Consider the following 18337-nt stretch of genomic DNA (forward strand, 5'->3'; position numbering starts at 1 on the left):
TGTATGATTTTAATAGGCTATGTCGATGATCGATCGAAACGTGCGCACGTCGTTGACAATGCGGAGCATGTAGTGTGCAAGGTCTGCGCGGTTGATGCTAAAGGGTTTCGCGAGATGTGTGCCAACGGCCACCCTATACTTTCCGGTAAGCGGTTTGTCTTTTAACATGGGCGGTCTGATAATAGACCAATCCACAGCACTGGCCAGCACCGTTTTCTCCATGATGCGCAAGTCGGCAAACGGTTTTTTTAAAATTCGCTGCACAACCTGTTTTGCCAGGAGCCGGATAAAAAATCCCATCTCCTTATAAGTATAGAGCGCGCTCGCCGAAAGACAAATGAGACGCGTCACGTTCGCCTGGTGCATCGCGGTCAGGATGTTCTCCATCCCTTTCGAATAAACCGTCGTCGGCTTGAAGTCCCGCCCAACGCCGAGACAGGAAACGACCGCCACTTTCCCCACCATCTCTTTTTCGAAACTGGAAAGCTGCAGCACATCCCCTTTCACAATCGTTAAGGCATCATGCCGGAGCGTGAACCCCGCCGGGTTGCGCACCACGGCGGTGACGGCAAAACCGCCTTCGAGCGCCTGGATCACCGCTTCCCTGCCTGTACCGCCCGTGGCGCCGAAAATCAAAATGCTGTCCATAATGGCTGTTTTTTATTACGTTTTCGTCGTAAAACGCCTAAATGTACAACGGTTTCGTATGTTTACAACAGGTTCGTATAAATTATTTTACATTTGCTACGAAACCGTATCAATTTTTTAATGGAGAAAACGATTGAATTGGTCAACCTGTGGGGGGCCTTTGCCACACAACACCCGGATGCCAGCATCGAAGATTTTTGCCGCCACCTCTTGATCCACAAACGGGAAAGCGAAAATAAAGGGCCGTTGCTCGGAGGCGTGGTGCCCATGCACACCGATGGGCTGCTCATGAAACTGATCGGCCGCATCCACAAGCTCCATGTTTTCTATGCCTCCGCTGCGTTCGATGGAACGCCGCTAGGCCAACTGGAAGAGTTCGGTCTCCTGGCAACGATCCAGCAACGCGGCAATCCAAAAAAATCGGAACTGATCTACAGCAACCTCCTGGAACTTTCGAGCGGGACCGACATGGTGAACCGCTTGAAGAACAAAGGCCTCATAAAAGAATTTGACGACAAAGACGACAAGCGCTCAAAACGTTTGTCGCTCACACCGCTAGGGGAGAAGACCATGTCGATCTGCATCCATCGCGTGTTGAAGCTGGCCCGGATGATGTTGTATGAAATGACGGAAGATGATAAGCAGTTGTGTATTCAGCTATTGAAGCATATCGAGATCAAGTTCTCGGGGTTGGTGCAGAAACATAAAGGCGAAACGTTCGACGACATCTACAAAGAGTTGGTGATCGAAAGTGCTGAAGCCAGTCCTTCAAAAAAATCGCAGAAGTGATCCCAGTGTAGCGAGGCGGATCATCGATTTAAAAATCTTTCATGCTAAAAATTGACGTCAACACTTTCTTCAAGCCAGGCGACGTGTTCCAGGCCTCCATATGCCGCAAAAGATCTGGAGGAACCGCCGATTTATTTACCGATATCAATTCGTAATAGTGTTCGAGCAGTTTCTTCAGATTGGTGAGCGGTTCGGCGGGGAGCTTTATGAGGATCTTTGCCACAAGACGTTCGAGGTCTTGATTGTGTTGAACAGAAATATTCATCAGGTTGGAGGCCACCAGGTCGGTAAATCGCTTTAACGGCGCAAACTCGATCGACTCGTGTTTGCCGATGATCTCACCCAACAAAGCTCCATTCACCGTTTTTGTCGTTACGCCTTTCGACCACAGTTCGGCAGCAAAGGATTGAATGGTTTTATCGGGGCTCAGCATGCAGGTGCCAATAAACAAGTGTCCCGTTTCTCCATAGGCAACGTCGAGCGGCACCAGGGCTTCCAGGGCGGCGACCACCATGCGCTGGTGAGCGGTCTCGGCATAGTTGGGGTAGGCCATGGCCACCGAGATCACTTCGGCCAGAAGGGGTTCCGGGTTGTTGGGTATCAGATATAAAAGCCTGGCGATGTCGTCGAACTCGGACAACAGGTTTGACTTCGTTATCGTCATGAATTGATATAACGTCGCGGACTCATCCTTTGAAGCAGATCGGCCAAGAAGTTTTGAAAAGAAACCTTTCAGGGTATTCATCCGCGTCTCATCCTTTTTTCTGTCGACGTCTATGCGCAACGCTTTACGTTGTTCGATTCGCGTAACGAATTTGGAAGTCCTGTAATCGTAGGTTTTGACGGTGTGGGCTTCGGTGAACGACTGCCAGGGAAATTGCCCGATAAAACAATTTTTTGGGAGGGTGATAACGAAAAAATCTCTTAGCACACCAGCAAAATCCTTGTTCACCTTCGACACACTGGCCGCCATCCAAACCTCGGGCCAGGCCTGCGGCCTCACCGGCTGTGCATCGGGCTTTAACAGAAACCGAAGAATGTTCCGTACCTCTCCACCGAGCGACTGTTCAAGCAAGGGCAAACATTCTTCGCCCTTGGAAAGATCACAACGCGAAACGGCGATTTGAAAATCGAAAGCGTCCAGGGTGCTGGCGGTTTCCTCATATTGCTTCAACCTTTCGATCAGCACCGCTGGGGAAACATAAGCCGGCGCGTGCGTGGGTGTTGACAACAGCGGCAAGGTGTTGTTGGATTGAATCCTGTCCAGGGCCAGCATCAACATCCGCTTGTGCGATTCATACACCTTGTTACCCCGTTGGGCCGACCATGTCCTCAATGGAAAAATCCGTAACCGGTAATACTTCCACTTGGCCCGGTTCGCGCGGTCTAGTTCCAAAAATTGGTTGTATAACACCGACAGCGGCTTTGCATCTGCGCCCTGGTGTTGGATGAGGTGTGTGCAATAGCCGATGAAGAACGTTGCCAGGAGATGATCGAGGTGGCCGGTAGTACTGGTTCCTCCTTCCATCACAAATTTAAGAGCCCGCTGCAAGGCCGGCTCCAGCTTTCCAATTTCGGCGCCACGGATATGACCATTCCACTTTATCAACGCGGCGGGCAACAGATCGATGTGATCGGTGGCGTTGTTGTCGAACGCCTGGCTGGCCAGGAAGATCAATTCGTCGACCGTTCCGATTTCACCGATCGAAACACGCGCTGCAACATGTGGCGCGGTATTGACAACGGTAGCGGTAGCTGCGCCTGGTGCTTCTGGGCTTGCCTGGATCATGAATGCCGCAAGAGTATTCCGGGCATCGGCCATCATCGAATCTTTGTACGCCGCTACGGCCTGTCGAATTCCGTCCGAATCGGTCCCGAATTTCTGGATCAGCTTCGACGCCTTGGTTTGAATGTCGCTTTCGCCGTGCAGGAAGGCCTGGCAGGTTGCCACACAAATTTCTTCGCGCAAGCGGGGATGCTTCTTGGCCAGTTTCTCGAGGGTCGCTAATGTTGGACTGAGAACGGTTTTTGTTTCGGATGATAACAGCAGCGGCACGGTTTCTAAAAAGGCTGCCGTGTCGAATTCATTTTCATCGGCGATCTTCTTCACGGCACTCAACGCGACAGTGATCGGCTTGCTGTGTTGTGCATTGATCGAGTTGAACAGGGGTTGTTGCAGGGCCAGCAACTCGGCCGGGGTGGCATTGAGTTTCATGAACAATTCGGCAAACCAGCCTGCCAGGTTCTTGTTGAAGTTTCGCGAGGATGCCGAAAGGGAAGCACTCAACAAACGCTGGCGGTCTATTTTACCTTCGGCCGAAAACCGACACAGACACCGTATCCATTGGCTTTCATCCGGATTCGAGTCGTCGGCAAACTTCCCGTACTTATCAACGTTGTGAACGTCGCTGTCCCGCTCAAACAGATACCAAATGTGTTCCTGGAGCGTGATGGCATGCTTGAGTAGATTTTCGGGCTTGGTGAGCATTTTACGATCATGCGTGTTGCCGAAAAGATGCTGCGGTAATGTTTTCGCCACAAGATCGGGCGAGAGTGTAATCCATCCTTTTGTAAACAGCGTCATCACCCAATCGTAGGTGATAAATCGCGGCACGAAATCCAGCGCCCCCACAGCATTGACATATTCATCAAACCACTTAGGGCGATACCAAGGCAAGATTCCGTCGAGTTGCGCGCTCGTAAGCGTCCACAGGGAAGCCGTTTTTTCAAAGTCCTTTCTCGGAAAACAAATAAATGCCGCGAGCGTAAGTATGGTCGATTGCTTTTCCGACGCTTTACGAGCGATGGTAATGCCCCCGAGCAGGGAATTTTGCTCTTTGTAGTCCAGATAATCCTTGGTGAGGGTCTTGAGGTAAACGGCAAATTCCCGTTTCGCGGCGTCGTCCAGTGATCTGAAAAACGGTATGAGTTCGGTCTCGCGTTCCTTTTCGAGAATCCGTAAGAATTGCTCCTGGTGAGTCATCCAAAAATAGTTAGCTGATCAACTTCTTTTTCACGGCCAGTATGTGCTTGCATAGCCCACGCTCGCCCTGGTGGCGACTGTACCAGGTGCAGGTGCACCGTTCGTTTTCTCCTTCCAAGATCACGAGATGTTTTACGCCGGTGCCTTCCACCCGGGCTTCGATCTTGCTGTCGCTCTTCAGCGTGATCTCTACTTTGTTCTCGGCCAGCAATTTCTCTGCGTCCTTTAAACGCGGATTCAAACTGATGATGCGGTGGAGTTTGAAAGGCAGGCGCCGGTAAAAGAAATGGTTTTCGTCAAGGTCAAAACCCAATAGCCCCATGGCCGAAAGGCGACCGGTGAGGTTGTCTACTTTCTTGAAGTCCATGCCTTCTTCGATGGCCAGCAGCGTGGGGTTGAACTCCTGGTTGGCGTAGCTGTACTTGTCAACGGCGTCAATCCAGGTGTCGGGCACATCTTCGATGAGCGATTCCAACGCTGCCCCCTCGCCCGAAAAGCCGCGCCAGAAATCGCGCGACAACGACAGGCTGAAACGCACAGCCCCAAAATACAACTGCCAGGTAGTCGACTGCATCTGCGGGTGAGCAAATACGCGCAACTCGTCGGCCAATGGCAACAACGGTTCCAGCAATCGAAGCCGATGTATGCCACCGATACAAATCGCAGCGTTTGATTTTATCGGTGAGAAGGCTGGCTTGTTGCCGCGCATAACCAGGTAGTAGTCGGCCTTGGGCTTACCGTTGGGCAGGCTTTGAAAAAGCTGGAGCGTCTGGATCTTATTGAACGAGAAATTTTTCTCGGCTTCGGCCAAAAACAATTGGACCGTGGTAAGGCCTTTTATCCATTTGGTGGGCAACGGCACTTTGCGTTCAACAACTTTTTCATTTCCCCTGGCAAGGGCCACTTCCTTTTTCCCGACAGACAACACCACATTTTCGGTTTTGCCGATACTGCTCAACGCGGCAATCATCGCTTGATTGAAATCGACATTGGTGGTACCGTTTTCCGGGAACTCTCCATCGTGCCCTCCCGGGAGCACGTCCACCCGCGCATACACGCCAGCACAATGTGAAAAACCCTCGAACCGTATCTTTTCGTTGCCCGCCGTGACGATCGGATCCTTCAACAGCTTCCATTCAAAGGGCGACAAATTAAAACTGGATTGCACCACATTCGACAACGTGATGAGACACCGCGCCGTGATGTAGGGATCTTTCAGCCTGCCCCAAAAGAAACACGGCGCATCTTTTTTCTGCACCTCGCTATACTTGGCCAAAAAAAGCTCGTCGGCAGTGGCTTCGCGAATCAGGGTTGACGGCTTGGCGTAATGGTAGGTTATGGTTTCTGACATCTTTTGGAAACGCTTACCGGTACAAAATACGGAAGTTTCTTATTCCAAAATATGATCGAACAACCGGAGGAAAAATATTTTCAGGAAGGGTTTACCTCAATCACTTTTCAGTGTCGATAGCAGGATTTTGATGATGTCATCAAATACTTTCTTATCGGCAGCGCCCCGCCCATAAGCGCTAAGTCCCCAGGAGTTGGTCAGGACGAAGCGTGCCAAGGCGCGGGGATTGTGGCTTTTGGAGATCTGTCCTTTTTCTTGTCCTCTTTTGATGGCTCGTTGATAGGCATCTTCCAGGGCTTGCCAATTTTCCTGCACCACGTCGGAAATCCCGCTGTCGTGCGGGGCCAATTCGATGCGCGAGTTCACCATGAAACATCCCTTGGGGCCGGTGGCTTGCAGGGCACTATTCTGACTCCAGATGAAGATCTCCTTAATCGCTTCAGGAATATTCTCGGCATGGTCGAGGTGGGCAATCACATCGCCCGTGATCTTTTCACGGTATCGTTTCAGCGCTTGCTTGAAGAGCGAATGCTTATCGCCAAATGTATCGTAGAGACTGGAACGGCTCAGCCCAAGGCCTTGCACCAGCTCTTCGGCTGAAATGCCATTGTAGCCTTTGCTCCAAAACAGGTTCACGGCCTTGTCCAACACCTCGTCGATCTGAAATTCTTTTGTGCGCGCCATGCTTTACTCTTTGATATATCGGATACAAAAGTACAATTCCGGAACATTTATTCCAAAAAATGATCGGCAAATTTGGAACACTCATTCCGTTTTCAATACCTTTACGGAATAAATGTTCCAGAAAGGACAAAAACGCCAAAAAAACATGAATAAAACGATTTTTATTACCGGCACGAGCTCCGGCTTAGGCAAACGCACCGCCCTGCATTTCGCTAAACTGGGATGGAATGTAGCCGCCACCCTGCGCACCCCCGAAAAGGAAACTGAATTGACGCAGCACAAAAACATCAAGCTCTTCAAACTGGACGTGACCAACCTGGACCAGGTGCAGGAGTCTATCGCGCAAGCCATCGCCCACTTTGGCAAGATCGACGTGGTGGTTAACAACGCAGGCATGGGGAGTTATGGTCCTTTGGAATTTGCCAAAGAAGAAACCATCGATTGGCAGTACCAGGTGAACGTGCGGGGACCCATCAACATCATCCGCGGCTTTCTCCCGCACTTCCGCGAAAACGGCGGGGGCATGTTCATCAACATCAGCTCCTTTATGGGTGTGACCACGGCCGTGCCGTTGGGGTCGCTCTACAACATGTCGAAGTTTGCGTTGGAGGGTCTTATTGAAGGATTGTACTATGAGTTGAAACCGTTGAACATCGAGCTGCGCTTGATCGAACAGGGTGGATCCACGGAAAATAATTTCAGAGAAAGCGTGATCTGGAACAAAAGCGACGAGGTCGACGCCTACGATCACCTCATTCAAAAATTGACCGCCCTAATGGCCAATCCGAATCCCGAAATGCTGGACGATCCGCAGGTCATTGTCGATGCGATTGACAACCTGGCCACGGGAAAAAGCAGGCAGTTCAGAACGCTGGTCGGCGCAACGGCAAACAACCTGCTGCAACTCCGGGGCTCGATTCCAATTGACGAATACCTAAAAACGATGGCGGCATACTATAATTAATAAAACATACTGGCTTCAACTAACGGCAGGTGCCCTCCCGGACCTGCCGTTTTCTTTTTGACAGAAATGCGCAAACACATTTCCTTTGAAGAATTGGATTTCTGCAGGCAACGCGCTATTTTGATGAGGTGGTCAATAAGATTCTAAAAGTTGTGTTCAGTTTGCCGGCTATTGTTGTTCTGCTTTTCATGCTATTTTTAAATTTCAAGGTCTATTATACTCCAGAGACAACGGTTGCCGCTTCCGATACCATTCGTGTCGATTTGTTGAAGCAACTCCGCGGCCTGAAAGGCGCACTGCAAGACAACGCCGACGTAAAAATGCAGCGCCTCTATCCCGAGGGCTACCTCTTCATAAATGCTCTCTACGGACTAGCGTGGTGCAACTTCATGACGGACTTGAGCAGCGACTCCGATTATTTTAAAGAAGGCACGGCCGAACTTCAAAAGACATGGAATAAAATCGATTCCGATCTGGGCCGGTCTCCCTTCAATGAAGAGCTCCCCCTGCACTATGGCGCGTTCTATACTGGGTGGAGTACCTACTTCCTGGGCCGGAAACTATCCCTTGAACATCCCTCCAAAAGAAAGGAGACTGAGGTCGCTCATTTTAAACAACAGTGCAATAGCATTGCAGCTTCTGTAAAAGAAAGGATCTATCCCGCGAGCTACTACGGACGGGCATGGCCCGCCGATGCCATACTATGCCTGGCCGCGCTATCATGGCACGACAAACTTTTCGAACCCCGCTATGCCGATGTACGCAAAGACTGGCTGGACAAAGTGAAAAACAGCCTCGATGCCCGCGGCCTGATCCCTCACGCAGTCAATCCATCAACTGGAAAATCGGTGGAGAGTGCCCGGGGTTCCTCTCAAGCATTGATGCTCATTTTTCTAAGAGAAATCGATGAACCCTTTGCGCGGCAACAATTCTCCATCTTCCAGGCAAACTTTGTAGACAGCAAACTTGGCCTTATCGGAATTCGGGAATATCCGAAAGGCGATATGGGCATCGGTGATGTGGATTCGGGGCCCGTCATTCTTCAGATAGGGGCTGCGGCCAGCTTTGTCGGTATGCAAACCATGTACGCATTCGGAGATCGCGAACACGGCATCGCTCTACGAAATGGCGTCGAAGCTTTTGCCCTGCCGTGGGAAGGTGAAGATCAGAAAGTCTACCTTTTCGGATGGTTGCCTGTGGCCGATGCCTTTATCGCCTGGGGTCACAGTGCCGAGCATGGTCTTCATGAACCAACACCATCCTTTATGGTCTTTCACATGATCAGCGTTCCGATATGCATTGCCCTGGCAGCATTCATCTGGATCATGTTAAAACCAAAAAAACCTACCTCACACGTGCTCCACATCCCTTGGTAGCATTCAAATTTTTCCAGATGTTCGCACTTTGCTTCAAACTTGATTAAAGTATGTTTTACGGATTGCTCTCGGTTGCCCTGTTGAATGTTATCTATGTTATAGGTTTCTTTTTCTTTTCAATTTTATTGAACGTCCGCGAAACGCATTACTTTCTGGGCTTCGGTCCAAAGTTGATCACCTTCCAGGTGCGTGGCGTGAGGTTTTCCATGGGAGTCTACATACCGATCATTGGATTCGCGAAAATATACGTGATGGAGAATGGCGAGAAACAACGCATGAAATATCCATGGGAGTTTTATGATCAATCGCTTGCCAGGCGATTGGGCGCGACGCTCGGAGGTGCGCTTACACTCCTGATTACCGGCGTGCTTGTTTTCATCGGATGGGCTTATGTTGAGCCGAAATCCGTTATCACGAAGGAGGAAGTGAACCGGTATGGCATATATCCATCCGACTGGGCTACCGAATTAGGCTTTCGGCGCGGCGACAAGATTATTTCTATCAATGGAAATGACTACGACGAGTATAGCGACCTGATCGATCCGTCCCTATTTCAAGACCCGAAAAGCTATTATACCGTTCTGCGGAATGGCGAAACGCTTCAGATAAATGTCAGAAAAACTCCAGACGATTTTCAAGAAAGCAAGCCGTTCTTTCTCACGGTGAACGCGCCCTTTGAAATCGCTGAGGTGGTCCCTAATTCTTCAGCCGCAACCGCTGGAATACTGGTCGGCGACAGAATTACCAAAGTGAACGGTCATCCCATCCTAAAATTCCATGACTTCACAGACGAATGCAAAATAGATGAGGACGGCGACATCAAGCTGGAAATAAAACGGAAAGGAGCCGACAGCCTCCGAACCCTGAACGTCAATCTCGTGCTTGGACCCGACAAAAGGATAGGTACCCGGCCGACGGAGTTAATAAACTATACCACGGAGAGAAATTCTCTCCTCACCGCCGTGGGTTATGGAACGTACGCCGCGTTCAACGGCCTGGCGAAAAGTATCTCGGCAGTTTTTAGACTAGCGATTCATGATCGTCTACCCAGAGAAATGAAAGGACCGATCAAAATTGCTTCGGTTTTCGAGACATCATTTTGGGCCGTTACTGCATCTTATGCCACATGGTATGCCTTTTGCAACCTGCTGCCCCTTCCTTTTTCGGCGTTTTGGGAAATTGTTGCCCTAGTCTTCGGGTGGATCACGAAAAAAAAATATCCCTACAAGGCCTTCAGTCGTTCCAGAAAAGTAGCGTGGTTCATTTTGGGCGCATTTTTCATCTCGATATTGGTGATGGATGTTTTGCAAAAATTCGAAACCCTTGACCGAATGCGCGTCCACTAACCCAACTCGCAAAAAATCTTCTTCATCGCGGAGTCACGCTTTTTATAATTCGGGCCAGCAGCTTCAAAATGCTCGTCGAGTACGACAAGGTTTGTTATTTTGGATAGATCAAAGAGTTTCTCCACACGCGGATCGTTCACCTGGTACGCTCTCAGCAACTCCGTTCCTTTTGTTCCCGTGCCATAGCACTGCGGCTCAGCGGTCCTTACCTTGCCATTGTATTCAAATTGAATCAGCTGTCTCTTTTTTATAGCCTTACAAATCAGAATCCCGGTCAACGACTCGCCCCTCATCTCTTCCATCATTTCATACCCCTTTGCCAAATCATAATTCATTTGTGCCTGCAACCAAAAGTCGGGAGTGGTGCCCAGCAGCTTGCTGAGTTTGAAGGCCATCTCTACCGAAACGGCATACTCTCCTTTTATAACAGCGTATAGATTCTTTCGCGCTATGCCCAGGGCGCCCGCCACCTCGGTGATCGTGAGTCGATGAGGCTTGATGTAGAGCTCTTCGAGGATCTGACCGGGGTGACGGGGGCTGTGCATGCGTGGCATAGAGATTACTTTTGGTCCTGGCGATAGTTTAGCTCCTGTATCTCTCCTTTAACAAACCGGAACGAAAATGTTCCTACGCCGTGGACCGTCAGACGATAGCTGTCGCTACTTTCTTCCAGCACACTGACCTGTGCAATAGAAAGGTCGCGCGGTTCTTTGGCGGCATGGATAACGGAGAGCCATAGCAATAGAGAGTCCTTCAGCTCGCGCGATAGGCCGCGGGCCGTTCCTTTCTCGAAGAGACTTTTTAGTTCGCTATGACGGATGGATACGATCATCAACAACCCAAAACGTATTTTTCACGTTAGGGGTGACAAAAGTAAAAAAATATTTGTTACCCGGCGGGTAACATAAAGAGAACTTGTTATCTTTGCATCACATTAAGAAAACGAAAATGAAACCGAGTATCAATCTCCATAGCCGCCACACCAGCTCACAAAACATATGTTTTGCGAGAAAAGGATATTGTGCATACCCGGGTCGAAGTATCTAGCATTAGATTTATTCTAAATACGAAGCCCCGGGTGTACAGCCCGGGGCTTTTTCTTTGATCAAAATCCTAACCGGACGCATAGCTCAGCCGGTAGAGCAGGGCGCTGTTAACGCCCAGGTCGATGGATCGTGCCCATCTGCGTCCTCATGTATAAAAAAGACGAGGTGTATCGGCTCACGCTTATACCGTGTCGGAACCGTAGTTTGGTTACACGTTGGTTCAAATCCAGCCACCTCGACAAGAAGAAATAAAGTAAGACTATAAAACAAAAAATATGGAAACCGATAAGACGACCGGAGACAAAACATTCCCGGTCAAAGCATTAAGGTGATGCTCCTGCCTTTTAAGCAGGAGAACACGGATCGTTACCGTGTGGCCGGACAAGACATAACAATGAATGAAAGATTTTTTAACACGTTTTAATTATGAAAGAATACCACAAGATCCAGACCGTATTTTTGCGGACGCCGGAAAGCAAGTTCAAGACCCTCATGGAAGGTCACTGGGCCTTGCCTGAGTTTGAAGTTCTAAAGGACATTCCCTGGATCTGGACCGAAAAAATTGACGGCACGAATATTCGTATCCAATGGAATGGCCAGGAAGTCAGATTTGGTGGAAAAACCGATGACGCTCATATTCCCACCTTTCTGCTGAATGTTTTGCAAACCAAATTCACAACAGAGCGGATGAAAACAGTCTTTCCCGACGCCACCGAAGTGTGTTTGTACGGAGAAGGCTATGGCGCCAAAATTCAAAAAGGCAGCCACTATCTGCCGGATCGAACGGATTTCATTTTGTTCGACTGCAAAATTGACAGCTGGTGGTTAGCCCGTCCAAACCTGGAAGATATCGCGAACAAACTTTCCATCGGTGTTGTTCCGATTATGGGTATGGGCACATTATTGCAAGCTGTTGAATTTGTGAAACAAGGTTATAAATCCACGATCGCTCATAATAAAAACTATGATGCCGAAGGATTGATCATGAAACCTGCAGTCGAATTGTTCAACAGACAAGGTCAACGGATAGTCTCTAAAATTAAATTCAGAGATTTTATCCGTTGAGAAGTCGATGGGCACAGGCATACGCTGTTTGTGCTCTATGCCCATCGATCTTTGGAGATTAAGCTAACTAAGTAGAAGCATCCCGCTGAAAACGGGAGGGACTGGAGCGTTACCAGTAATCTCCACATAGGGCAAGTCGGAAAGATGGGAGATCAATTCTCTCATCCCACGTCAGTGCCGGTGGCGCGATAGCATAGTCGCCGAAAAATGCGTTCCGGTTCATCCGGAAAGATCGAGGTTAAAGCCCTCCGCGCCACAACACATTGGAAACAACTAAAAAACAGGAATGAATCACAGTCTACACAACATCAACGGCCAGGTCATCGCGGAACTCCATGCCAACGGCACCATCATTCGCGACGCACAACAGTTTCTGGAAATCATGATGAATCTACCCGCCGACAAGATGGTCATCCACCAGGCGTGCATCGATGAATCATTTTTCGATCTCCGAAGCGGCCTTGCCGGCGAAATCCTGCAAAAGGTAGTGAACTACTCCCGTCAACTGGGAATTGTCGGCGATTTCTCCAGCTATGAAAGCAAGAGTCTGCGCGACTTCATTCGGGAGAGCAACAAATCAAACACCGTTGTATTTGTGAGCACACTCGGTGATGCGTTGAAAAGATTGAGTGCCTGAAATAAAAAAAGCAATTTAAAAATTGTTACCTAATAGGTAACAAACAAAAAATAGCATCGTATATTTGAATCATGAACAAGAGCCACGTCCATAGTTCCTATCGTCGACCCCAACCGCTAACAAACCGGGAGGCCGGACTATGTATGCCCGATCAATGATGTAACATCGCGTTGTGCAAGACCATACAAGCCTCCCTGATCAGGAGGCTTTTTGTTTTTATAGGGTAATAGAGGAGTTGGTCGTCCTCGCTTGCTTTGGGCGCAAGAGATCCCTGGTTCGAATCCAGGTTACCCTACAGCGCCCGCCGAAGCTTTAGCGAAGGCGGGCCTAGCTCACAAAACCCTCAACGAAGGCGAGCATCGCTCACCGCGCGTATGGACGTCGAGCAAAACATATTTCGGAGAGTAGTCCGTAAGTGGAAGCGGGCCGCTCTGTAAAAGCGGTGCTAACTAGCCTTGGGTGTTCGATTCGCCCCTCTCCGACAGCGCTCGCCGAAGCTTTAGCGAAGGCGAGCCGCGCTCACCCCAACGCTAGCGCTGGCAAGCACTCACCTTCGCCAAAGTTAGGAGGGTGATACATGGTGATGCAACGCAAACTGGCTTCGCGGCAAGATTGTGCCCGCCTTCGCTAAAGGGTATGGCGGGTGATAGATCTTGTGTTTATGAGTTCGAGCTCATGCATCACCCTTTTTAAATTGCCCTGTCGTCTAACGGATCAGGACACGAGGCTACGAACCTCGAAGTGCAAGTTCGACTCTTGCCAGGGCAGCGCTTCACCAACATCTCGGTGAGTGAAAGATTTTGGAGAGCTCGCCTTCGCTGAAGCTCCGGCGAGCGAAGCAGGCAGACACTGGTTCGCTGCACTGTCCTGCTAAGATAGGTCCCGCATTTGGGATGAAGGTTCGATTCCTTCGCTCTCCGCACAAGTTTTGAATGTCATATAAGGAGTGTACCCGGCTGGATCAGGAGCTTGTCTTGAAAACAAGTAGCGGTTAATTCCGTTGTGAGTTCGAGTCTCACACTTCGCCCGCCGTAGCTTTAGCGAAGGCGGCTCATCCACCGAAGCCTTAGCGAACGGCAAGTCCACCCCTCGAAACTTTCCCGAAGGTAAATTATTCGTACTTCAAACTATCCGAAGGATTCGCACGACTCGCCCGCAGCGATTGCCAACCCACCGGCATCACCGCCATAATAAAGGTTATCGCACCGGCGACGGCGAACGCGCTCCACGGCATTTCAATATGATTGGTATACTGCTCCAAAAACTGTTGCATGACATACCACGCGATGGGAGCGGCCACAGCAAACGCCACCGTTACCAACACCAGAAAATTTCCGGAGAGCAACAGCAGAATACTCGAAATGCTTGCTCCCAATACCTTTCGTATTCCAATCTCTTTTGTGCGACGGGTACATACGAACGACACCAACCCATACAATCCCAGGCAACCGATAAAGATCCCCACGCCTGCAAAAGTGGTGAGCATATTGGAGAACTTGTTCTCGTCTTCGTAGAATGTGCGCAGGTCGCTGTCCAGAAATGCATATTTAAAATAGTTGTCCGGAAATTCCTGTGTCCAGTATTTTCCGATGAGGGCGATGGCCTCTTTTGCCGACAACGGATCGATGCGGAAGCTGGCGAGATAAAAATTGCTTTTGCGAAAAGAATATAAATGGGGAACAATGTCTGCTTTCAGGCTTTGCGAGTGATAGTTCTTTACCACACCAATCACTGTCCGGAGCTCAACATTGTCGCCCTCCCCGAGCTTGGTCCCGATGGCCTCCTCGGGCGTCGCAAATCCCAACGCGGCGACTGCTTGTTCATTGATCATGACCACCGGGTTAGTTTTTGAAGTATCGTTTGCCTGAAACATACGGCCGGCCACTACCGGGATCTTGTAAAAACGAAAATAGCTCGTGTCTACAAATTGCAAGCGGAAGGTAGCGGCCCCATTGGCCAGGTTGGGATGCTTGATGGTCCACCACCACCAATTGCGGGTGCTCGAGGGTGAAGTTAATCCGAAAGTCACGTCTTTGATCGCGGAGTGTTTCAACAGTTGCTGCCGCAGGTGTTCACGTTTCATTTCGTCGCCGCTATCGGGCATGTCGATAGTTATTACCGATTTCGAATCGAAACCAAGGTTTTGCGTATGGAAATATTGCATTTGTTTCAATGCAATCAGCATACAGATCACCATCACCTGGGCAATGCCAAATTGAAAGACCACCAGCGCCTGGCGCAGGGAAATGCCCCGGGCGGAAAGGGCAGCCAGCTTGTTGCGCATAACACTCATCGGCTGGAAGCCCGACAAAATAAGCGCTGGATAAAAACCGGAAGCAAAGGTCACGGCAAGACCGGTGAGCAACAGGAAACCAAACGTATTGCCGTTCCACACGGGCGCACTGGCGACATGCGTGCTTAAAAGATAATCCATGTGCCCCACCAGCAAAGTCGCCATTCCCCCGGCAATGATCTCGGCCATCAGCACAATGACAGCGGTCTCGACAAAGAACTGACACACCAAAGCCCCGCGACTGCTCCCCAGAATCTTGCGAACGGCGATCTCGCGACTACGCTGAACAGACTGCACCGTGGCAAGGTTCACAAAATTGATACAGGCAATGACCAACACGAAAAGTCCGATATAGAAAAGTGTGTCGGGCAGCCAGTGGGGTGTGATGTAGTTATAGGTGTCATTATCTTCCGTGAAATGGATCTCCGAAAACGGCAAGAGTTTGAAATATGCATATTGACCGTGTTCTTTATGCAACTCCGCTTGCTTTCTTAATTGTGCTTCAAGGTCGGCAGCTTCCACGCCTTCCTTCAACATGACATAACCGTGATGGCTGGAATCGCCGCCACCCCAATTGTTTTCGTTCGACTGCCAGGAGGCGTAGCGGTCCACGGTTTTGTAGGATATGATAAACTCAAATTGAAATTCAGAATTAACCGGGACTTTTTGAATGATACCCGTGACTGTGACGTCGTATGCGTTGTCGACTCGTATTGTTTTTCCCATGGCCCCTTCGGGAAATAGCCGGTGCGCCGTGGGCTCATCCAAAACCACCTGGTACGGCGCTGACAAGGACTTGTCCGGCGATCCGGCAATCCATTTTATGTCCAGCGTCTTCATGAATTCCGGCGTGACATAGAAGGCATGCTCCTGCTGCAGGTTCTCGTTTCGAACTTTTATCACATTCGGAGGCCAGGCCAACGCTGCCGAGGCACTTTCCACCCCGCTATTTTCTCTCAGAAACTTGATCACCGCGCCAGGCACGTGCGACGTGGGCTCGTTGAATTTATCATAGCTTATGACCTGGTACATGCGGTCAGCATCTTTATGATACCGGTCGAAGCTGTTTTCGAAACGGACCACCAAATACATCATCAGAAAAGTAGCAAGCCCCAGGGCGAGGCCCGCGATGTTCAGGGCGGCGTAGGTGCGGTTGCGCACTGTGTTCCGCCAGGCAACGACAATGAAGTTCTTGAGCATAGCACGTTGGATAAAAGGTGACGCGAAAGTATTTCGTAAAATAATGCCCGGTCTAAAAAACCGAACGGCTTGGTACGCAAATCGACGCCGCGCTTTGTACAGACCAACCTGCTCAACATCGACGTCGAATGCTTCCAGTAAGTCGCCTTCGATGCCTTCGTATAAGTGCGAAGGGCAGAACCACTTCAAAAACCGAAGGGCCAGGCGGGGCGGGTCTTTTTGTCGGGACATAAACTTTACCGCCCTGCGATTTTTAGTTGAGGAATAAGTTTCCAGAGATCGGTGCGCATCTCTTTTATGGCGCGCAGCATGGCCAAGCCAGCGTTGGTGATGGTGAAGATCCGCTTGCGTCTTCCTCCACGAGCGTTGGTGGCGCCTCCCATTTTCGATTTGATCAGACCTTTGTCTTCCAGCCGATAGAGCGTGACATGCACGGCACTCAACAGCACATCGCGGCCGGCGCGTTCTTTTATCTCGCTGACAATCGCGTTACCGTAGGCGTCCTCCTGCAGAATGCCCACCATTGTTAGCACCAATTCTTCAAATTCGCCCAGGTATTCTTTTCCCATTTGTATGTATTTTGCTAAACTAATATACGGTTTGTTTCTCAATTTGTTAGCATTTTGTTAAAGATATTGGGAGAAGGATAAGAAAATTGCAGGCCAGAGGTGGCAAATCATACCGATTTACATAATAATAGTAGTGTCCTTGTTTTACGGTTCGATAGGGCATTTTATTTAAATAAGGTGTCCGGATTTCAGGGTCTCCGTTGTCTTTAGGGCATGATTCGATTTTATCGACTGCTGGCTTGTTTTGTTTTTTGCCTTGCTGCGTTCCGTCCCGTCGACATGACCGGACAAGTGCCGGACAGTACAGACCAAAAGAGCAATGTCAGTGCCAGTGGTCGGGTCATGCTGGCCAATGCAGGGTTTGCTCCCGTGCCTGCCTTTTCATTTAATAGTCCCCTGATGATGGGATTTCTGTCTCTAAAGAAAAAACGCTTCAGCTTCGAGCCCGATCTTGCCCTGGGGCTAAACGGGAAGCCTTGGCTGGTAAACAATTGGTTTAGGTTGGCCTTTATTGACCGGAAAAAACTGAAGGCGACTGTGGGGTTGAATCCTTCGCTTTACTTTGGAGAGGTGGTTATGTTATCAGGGGAATCGATCATCCGCGCACACCGGAATCTGACCTTCGAATTTGCCGGCGAGCAGACGTTGACGTCGCCGTGGGCGCTGCGGTGGACTTACCTGCTGGTCCATGCCTTTGATACCGGCGCGTTGTCGGGACAATTTTTTGATGTCAGCAACATCATCACCGCTCTCCGTCTTCCGAAAATATTGATCGCAAAAGTGAAGCCCGAAGTATTCTATTTCAATTTCGATGGCAACATCGATGGCTTTTATGGTTCGGGAAGTGTCACCGCCGACCTGCAGTGCATTCCGTTGTCGGTCTACTTCCAGGGCGTGCAACCTTTTTGGGCCGGTTTCCCAGGAACCCATTACAAATGGAACGCTGGGCTTGTTTATGGATTTTGAATTACTTTATAACTTACACAACTCAAATTTATCACTATGGAAAAATTCATGTTGATCATTCGCGAAGACCTGAAACGCATCGGTGCGCTGACCGACGAGGAGCGCTTCTCCAATTTGCCCGAACAAATGGAGTGGATCAAGTCCATCGCCGAATCGGGCAACTACATCGCGGGAGAGCCGCTGGCGGTTCGGGGCCGCTACGTGAGCAAGAATGAAGTGCTGTCCGACGGGCCCTTCATTGAAGCAAAGGAAGGGATTGCCGGGTATGACCTGATCATGGCCGAGAACATTGAGCAGGCCGTTGCCATCGCACAGATGTGTCCCCTGGTGATGAAGGGTGTTGCCGTCATCGAAGTGAGGCCCGTGAGCATGGTCGATACGCTTTCTTAGCCGCTGCAGACGTGGTCCATAACAAACAAC

At 49.9% G+C, this 18337-nt stretch carries 16 protein-coding genes, 5 tRNA genes and 1 pseudogene; 13 read left to right on the forward strand and 9 right to left on the reverse strand.

From position 1 onward, the window contains the following. Positions 1–9: 9 nt before the first annotated feature. A complete protein-coding gene (locus BUB30_RS31675; protein ID WP_073142620.1) occupies positions 10–648 on the reverse strand; it encodes an NAD(P)-dependent oxidoreductase in 639 nt (212 codons plus the stop codon). 120 nt (positions 649–768) lie between these two features. Here BUB30_RS31675 and BUB30_RS31680 point away from each other — a divergent pair, with 120 nt between their 5' ends. Then, positions 769–1437: a MarR family winged helix-turn-helix transcriptional regulator gene (locus BUB30_RS31680; RefSeq protein ID WP_073142622.1), complete on the forward strand. Its 669-nt coding sequence runs from the start codon at positions 769–771 to the stop codon at positions 1435–1437. Positions 1438–1465: 28 nt separating this feature from the next. Here the strand turns inward: BUB30_RS31680 and BUB30_RS31685 are convergent, their stop codons facing one another. The 3 genes from BUB30_RS31685 to BUB30_RS31695 form a co-directional block, all read right to left on the reverse strand. Continuing rightward, on the reverse strand, positions 1466–4420 hold the full coding sequence (locus BUB30_RS31685) for a DUF6493 family protein (RefSeq protein WP_073142624.1): 2955 nt from the start codon (positions 4418–4420) through the stop codon (positions 1466–1468). A gap of 10 nt (positions 4421–4430) precedes the next feature. Next, positions 4431–5771 (reverse strand): SWIM zinc finger family protein, encoded by a 1341-nt coding sequence (locus BUB30_RS31690; protein ID WP_073142626.1) that lies wholly within the window; start codon positions 5769–5771, stop codon positions 4431–4433. Positions 5772–5867: 96 nt separating this feature from the next. Continuing rightward, positions 5868–6455: a TetR/AcrR family transcriptional regulator gene (locus BUB30_RS31695; protein WP_073142628.1), complete on the reverse strand. Its 588-nt coding sequence runs from the start codon at positions 6453–6455 to the stop codon at positions 5868–5870. Between the two features lie 145 nt (positions 6456–6600). Between BUB30_RS31695 and BUB30_RS31700 the strand changes: the two genes are divergently transcribed. The 3 genes from BUB30_RS31700 to BUB30_RS31710 all read left to right on the forward strand — a co-directional run bounded on the left by BUB30_RS31700 (position 6601) and on the right by BUB30_RS31710 (position 10141). Beyond that, entirely contained in the window at positions 6601–7419 is an 819-nt protein-coding gene (locus BUB30_RS31700) for an SDR family oxidoreductase (RefSeq protein WP_073143438.1), read from the forward strand. Positions 7420–7607: 188 nt separating this feature from the next. Continuing rightward, the gene (locus BUB30_RS31705; RefSeq protein ID WP_143165165.1) at positions 7608–8795 is read left to right on the forward strand and encodes a hypothetical protein; all 1188 of its coding nucleotides are present in this window, start codon (positions 7608–7610) and stop codon (positions 8793–8795) included. Positions 8796–8845: 50 nt separating this feature from the next. After that, a complete protein-coding gene (locus BUB30_RS31710; RefSeq protein ID WP_073142632.1) occupies positions 8846–10141 on the forward strand; it encodes a PDZ domain-containing protein in 1296 nt (431 codons plus the stop codon). Here BUB30_RS31710 and BUB30_RS34720 read toward each other — a convergent pair. Both BUB30_RS34720 and BUB30_RS31725 read right to left on the reverse strand, forming a co-directional pair. Next, a complete protein-coding gene (locus BUB30_RS34720) occupies positions 10138–10695 on the reverse strand; it encodes a HigA family addiction module antitoxin (RefSeq protein ID WP_084138510.1) in 558 nt (185 codons plus the stop codon). The two genes, BUB30_RS31710 and BUB30_RS34720, sit on opposite strands and share 4 nt — an antisense overlap. A gap of 5 nt (positions 10696–10700) precedes the next feature. After that, the gene (locus BUB30_RS31725; RefSeq protein WP_143165166.1) at positions 10701–10973 is read right to left on the reverse strand and encodes a hypothetical protein; all 273 of its coding nucleotides are present in this window, start codon (positions 10971–10973) and stop codon (positions 10701–10703) included. Between the two features lie 287 nt (positions 10974–11260). Between BUB30_RS31725 and BUB30_RS31730 the strand changes: the two genes are divergently transcribed. From BUB30_RS31730 to BUB30_RS35370, 7 genes are all read left to right on the forward strand, one after another. Then, positions 11261–11333 (forward strand) — tRNA-Asn (locus tag BUB30_RS31730). A 280-nt stretch (positions 11334–11613) separates the two neighbouring features. Beyond that, positions 11614–12252 carry an RNA ligase family protein gene (locus BUB30_RS31735; protein ID WP_221408834.1) on the forward strand — a complete coding sequence of 213 codons (639 nt, stop codon included), beginning with the start codon at positions 11614–11616 and terminating at the stop codon, positions 12250–12252. 286 nt (positions 12253–12538) lie between these two features. Next, positions 12539–12889, forward strand: coding sequence for a DUF4180 domain-containing protein (locus BUB30_RS31740; protein WP_073142636.1), 351 nt, complete (start codon positions 12539–12541; stop codon positions 12887–12889). A 220-nt stretch (positions 12890–13109) separates the two neighbouring features. Then, positions 13110–13184 (forward strand) — tRNA-Pro (locus tag BUB30_RS31745). A gap of 103 nt (positions 13185–13287) precedes the next feature. Further along, positions 13288–13371, forward strand: a tRNA-Tyr gene (locus tag BUB30_RS35365). A 213-nt stretch (positions 13372–13584) separates the two neighbouring features. Continuing rightward, positions 13585–13657 (forward strand) — tRNA-Arg (locus tag BUB30_RS31750). 173 nt (positions 13658–13830) lie between these two features. Further along, positions 13831–13913 (forward strand) — tRNA-Ser (locus BUB30_RS35370). A gap of 87 nt (positions 13914–14000) precedes the next feature. On the opposite strand, the gene BUB30_RS31755 is transcribed toward BUB30_RS35370, so the two are convergent. From BUB30_RS31755 to BUB30_RS31760, 3 genes and pseudogenes are all read right to left on the reverse strand, one after another. Then, positions 14001–16382 (reverse strand): ABC transporter permease, encoded by a 2382-nt coding sequence (locus tag BUB30_RS31755; protein WP_073143443.1) that lies wholly within the window; start codon positions 16380–16382, stop codon positions 14001–14003. Between the two features lie 42 nt (positions 16383–16424). After that, positions 16425–16613 (reverse strand): annotated as a pseudogene (locus BUB30_RS36050) (permease prefix domain 2-containing transporter); the annotation flags it as partial. 5 nt (positions 16614–16618) lie between these two features. Then, positions 16619–16951, reverse strand: coding sequence for a PadR family transcriptional regulator (locus BUB30_RS31760; RefSeq protein ID WP_073142638.1), 333 nt, complete (start codon positions 16949–16951; stop codon positions 16619–16621). Between the two features lie 213 nt (positions 16952–17164). On the opposite strand from BUB30_RS31760, the gene BUB30_RS31765 reads away from it, so the two are divergent. Further along, positions 17165–17917: a hypothetical protein gene (locus BUB30_RS31765; protein ID WP_143165167.1), complete on the forward strand. Its 753-nt coding sequence runs from the start codon at positions 17165–17167 to the stop codon at positions 17915–17917. A gap of 36 nt (positions 17918–17953) precedes the next feature. Beyond that, positions 17954–18307, forward strand: a complete 354-nt coding sequence (locus BUB30_RS31770; protein WP_073142642.1) for a YciI family protein — start codon at positions 17954–17956, stop codon at positions 18305–18307. Positions 18308–18337: the final 30 nt, after the last annotated feature.

It is taken from the genome of Chryseolinea serpens (assembly GCF_900129725.1).
GTDB lineage: Bacteria > Bacteroidota > Bacteroidia > Cytophagales > Cyclobacteriaceae > Chryseolinea > Chryseolinea serpens.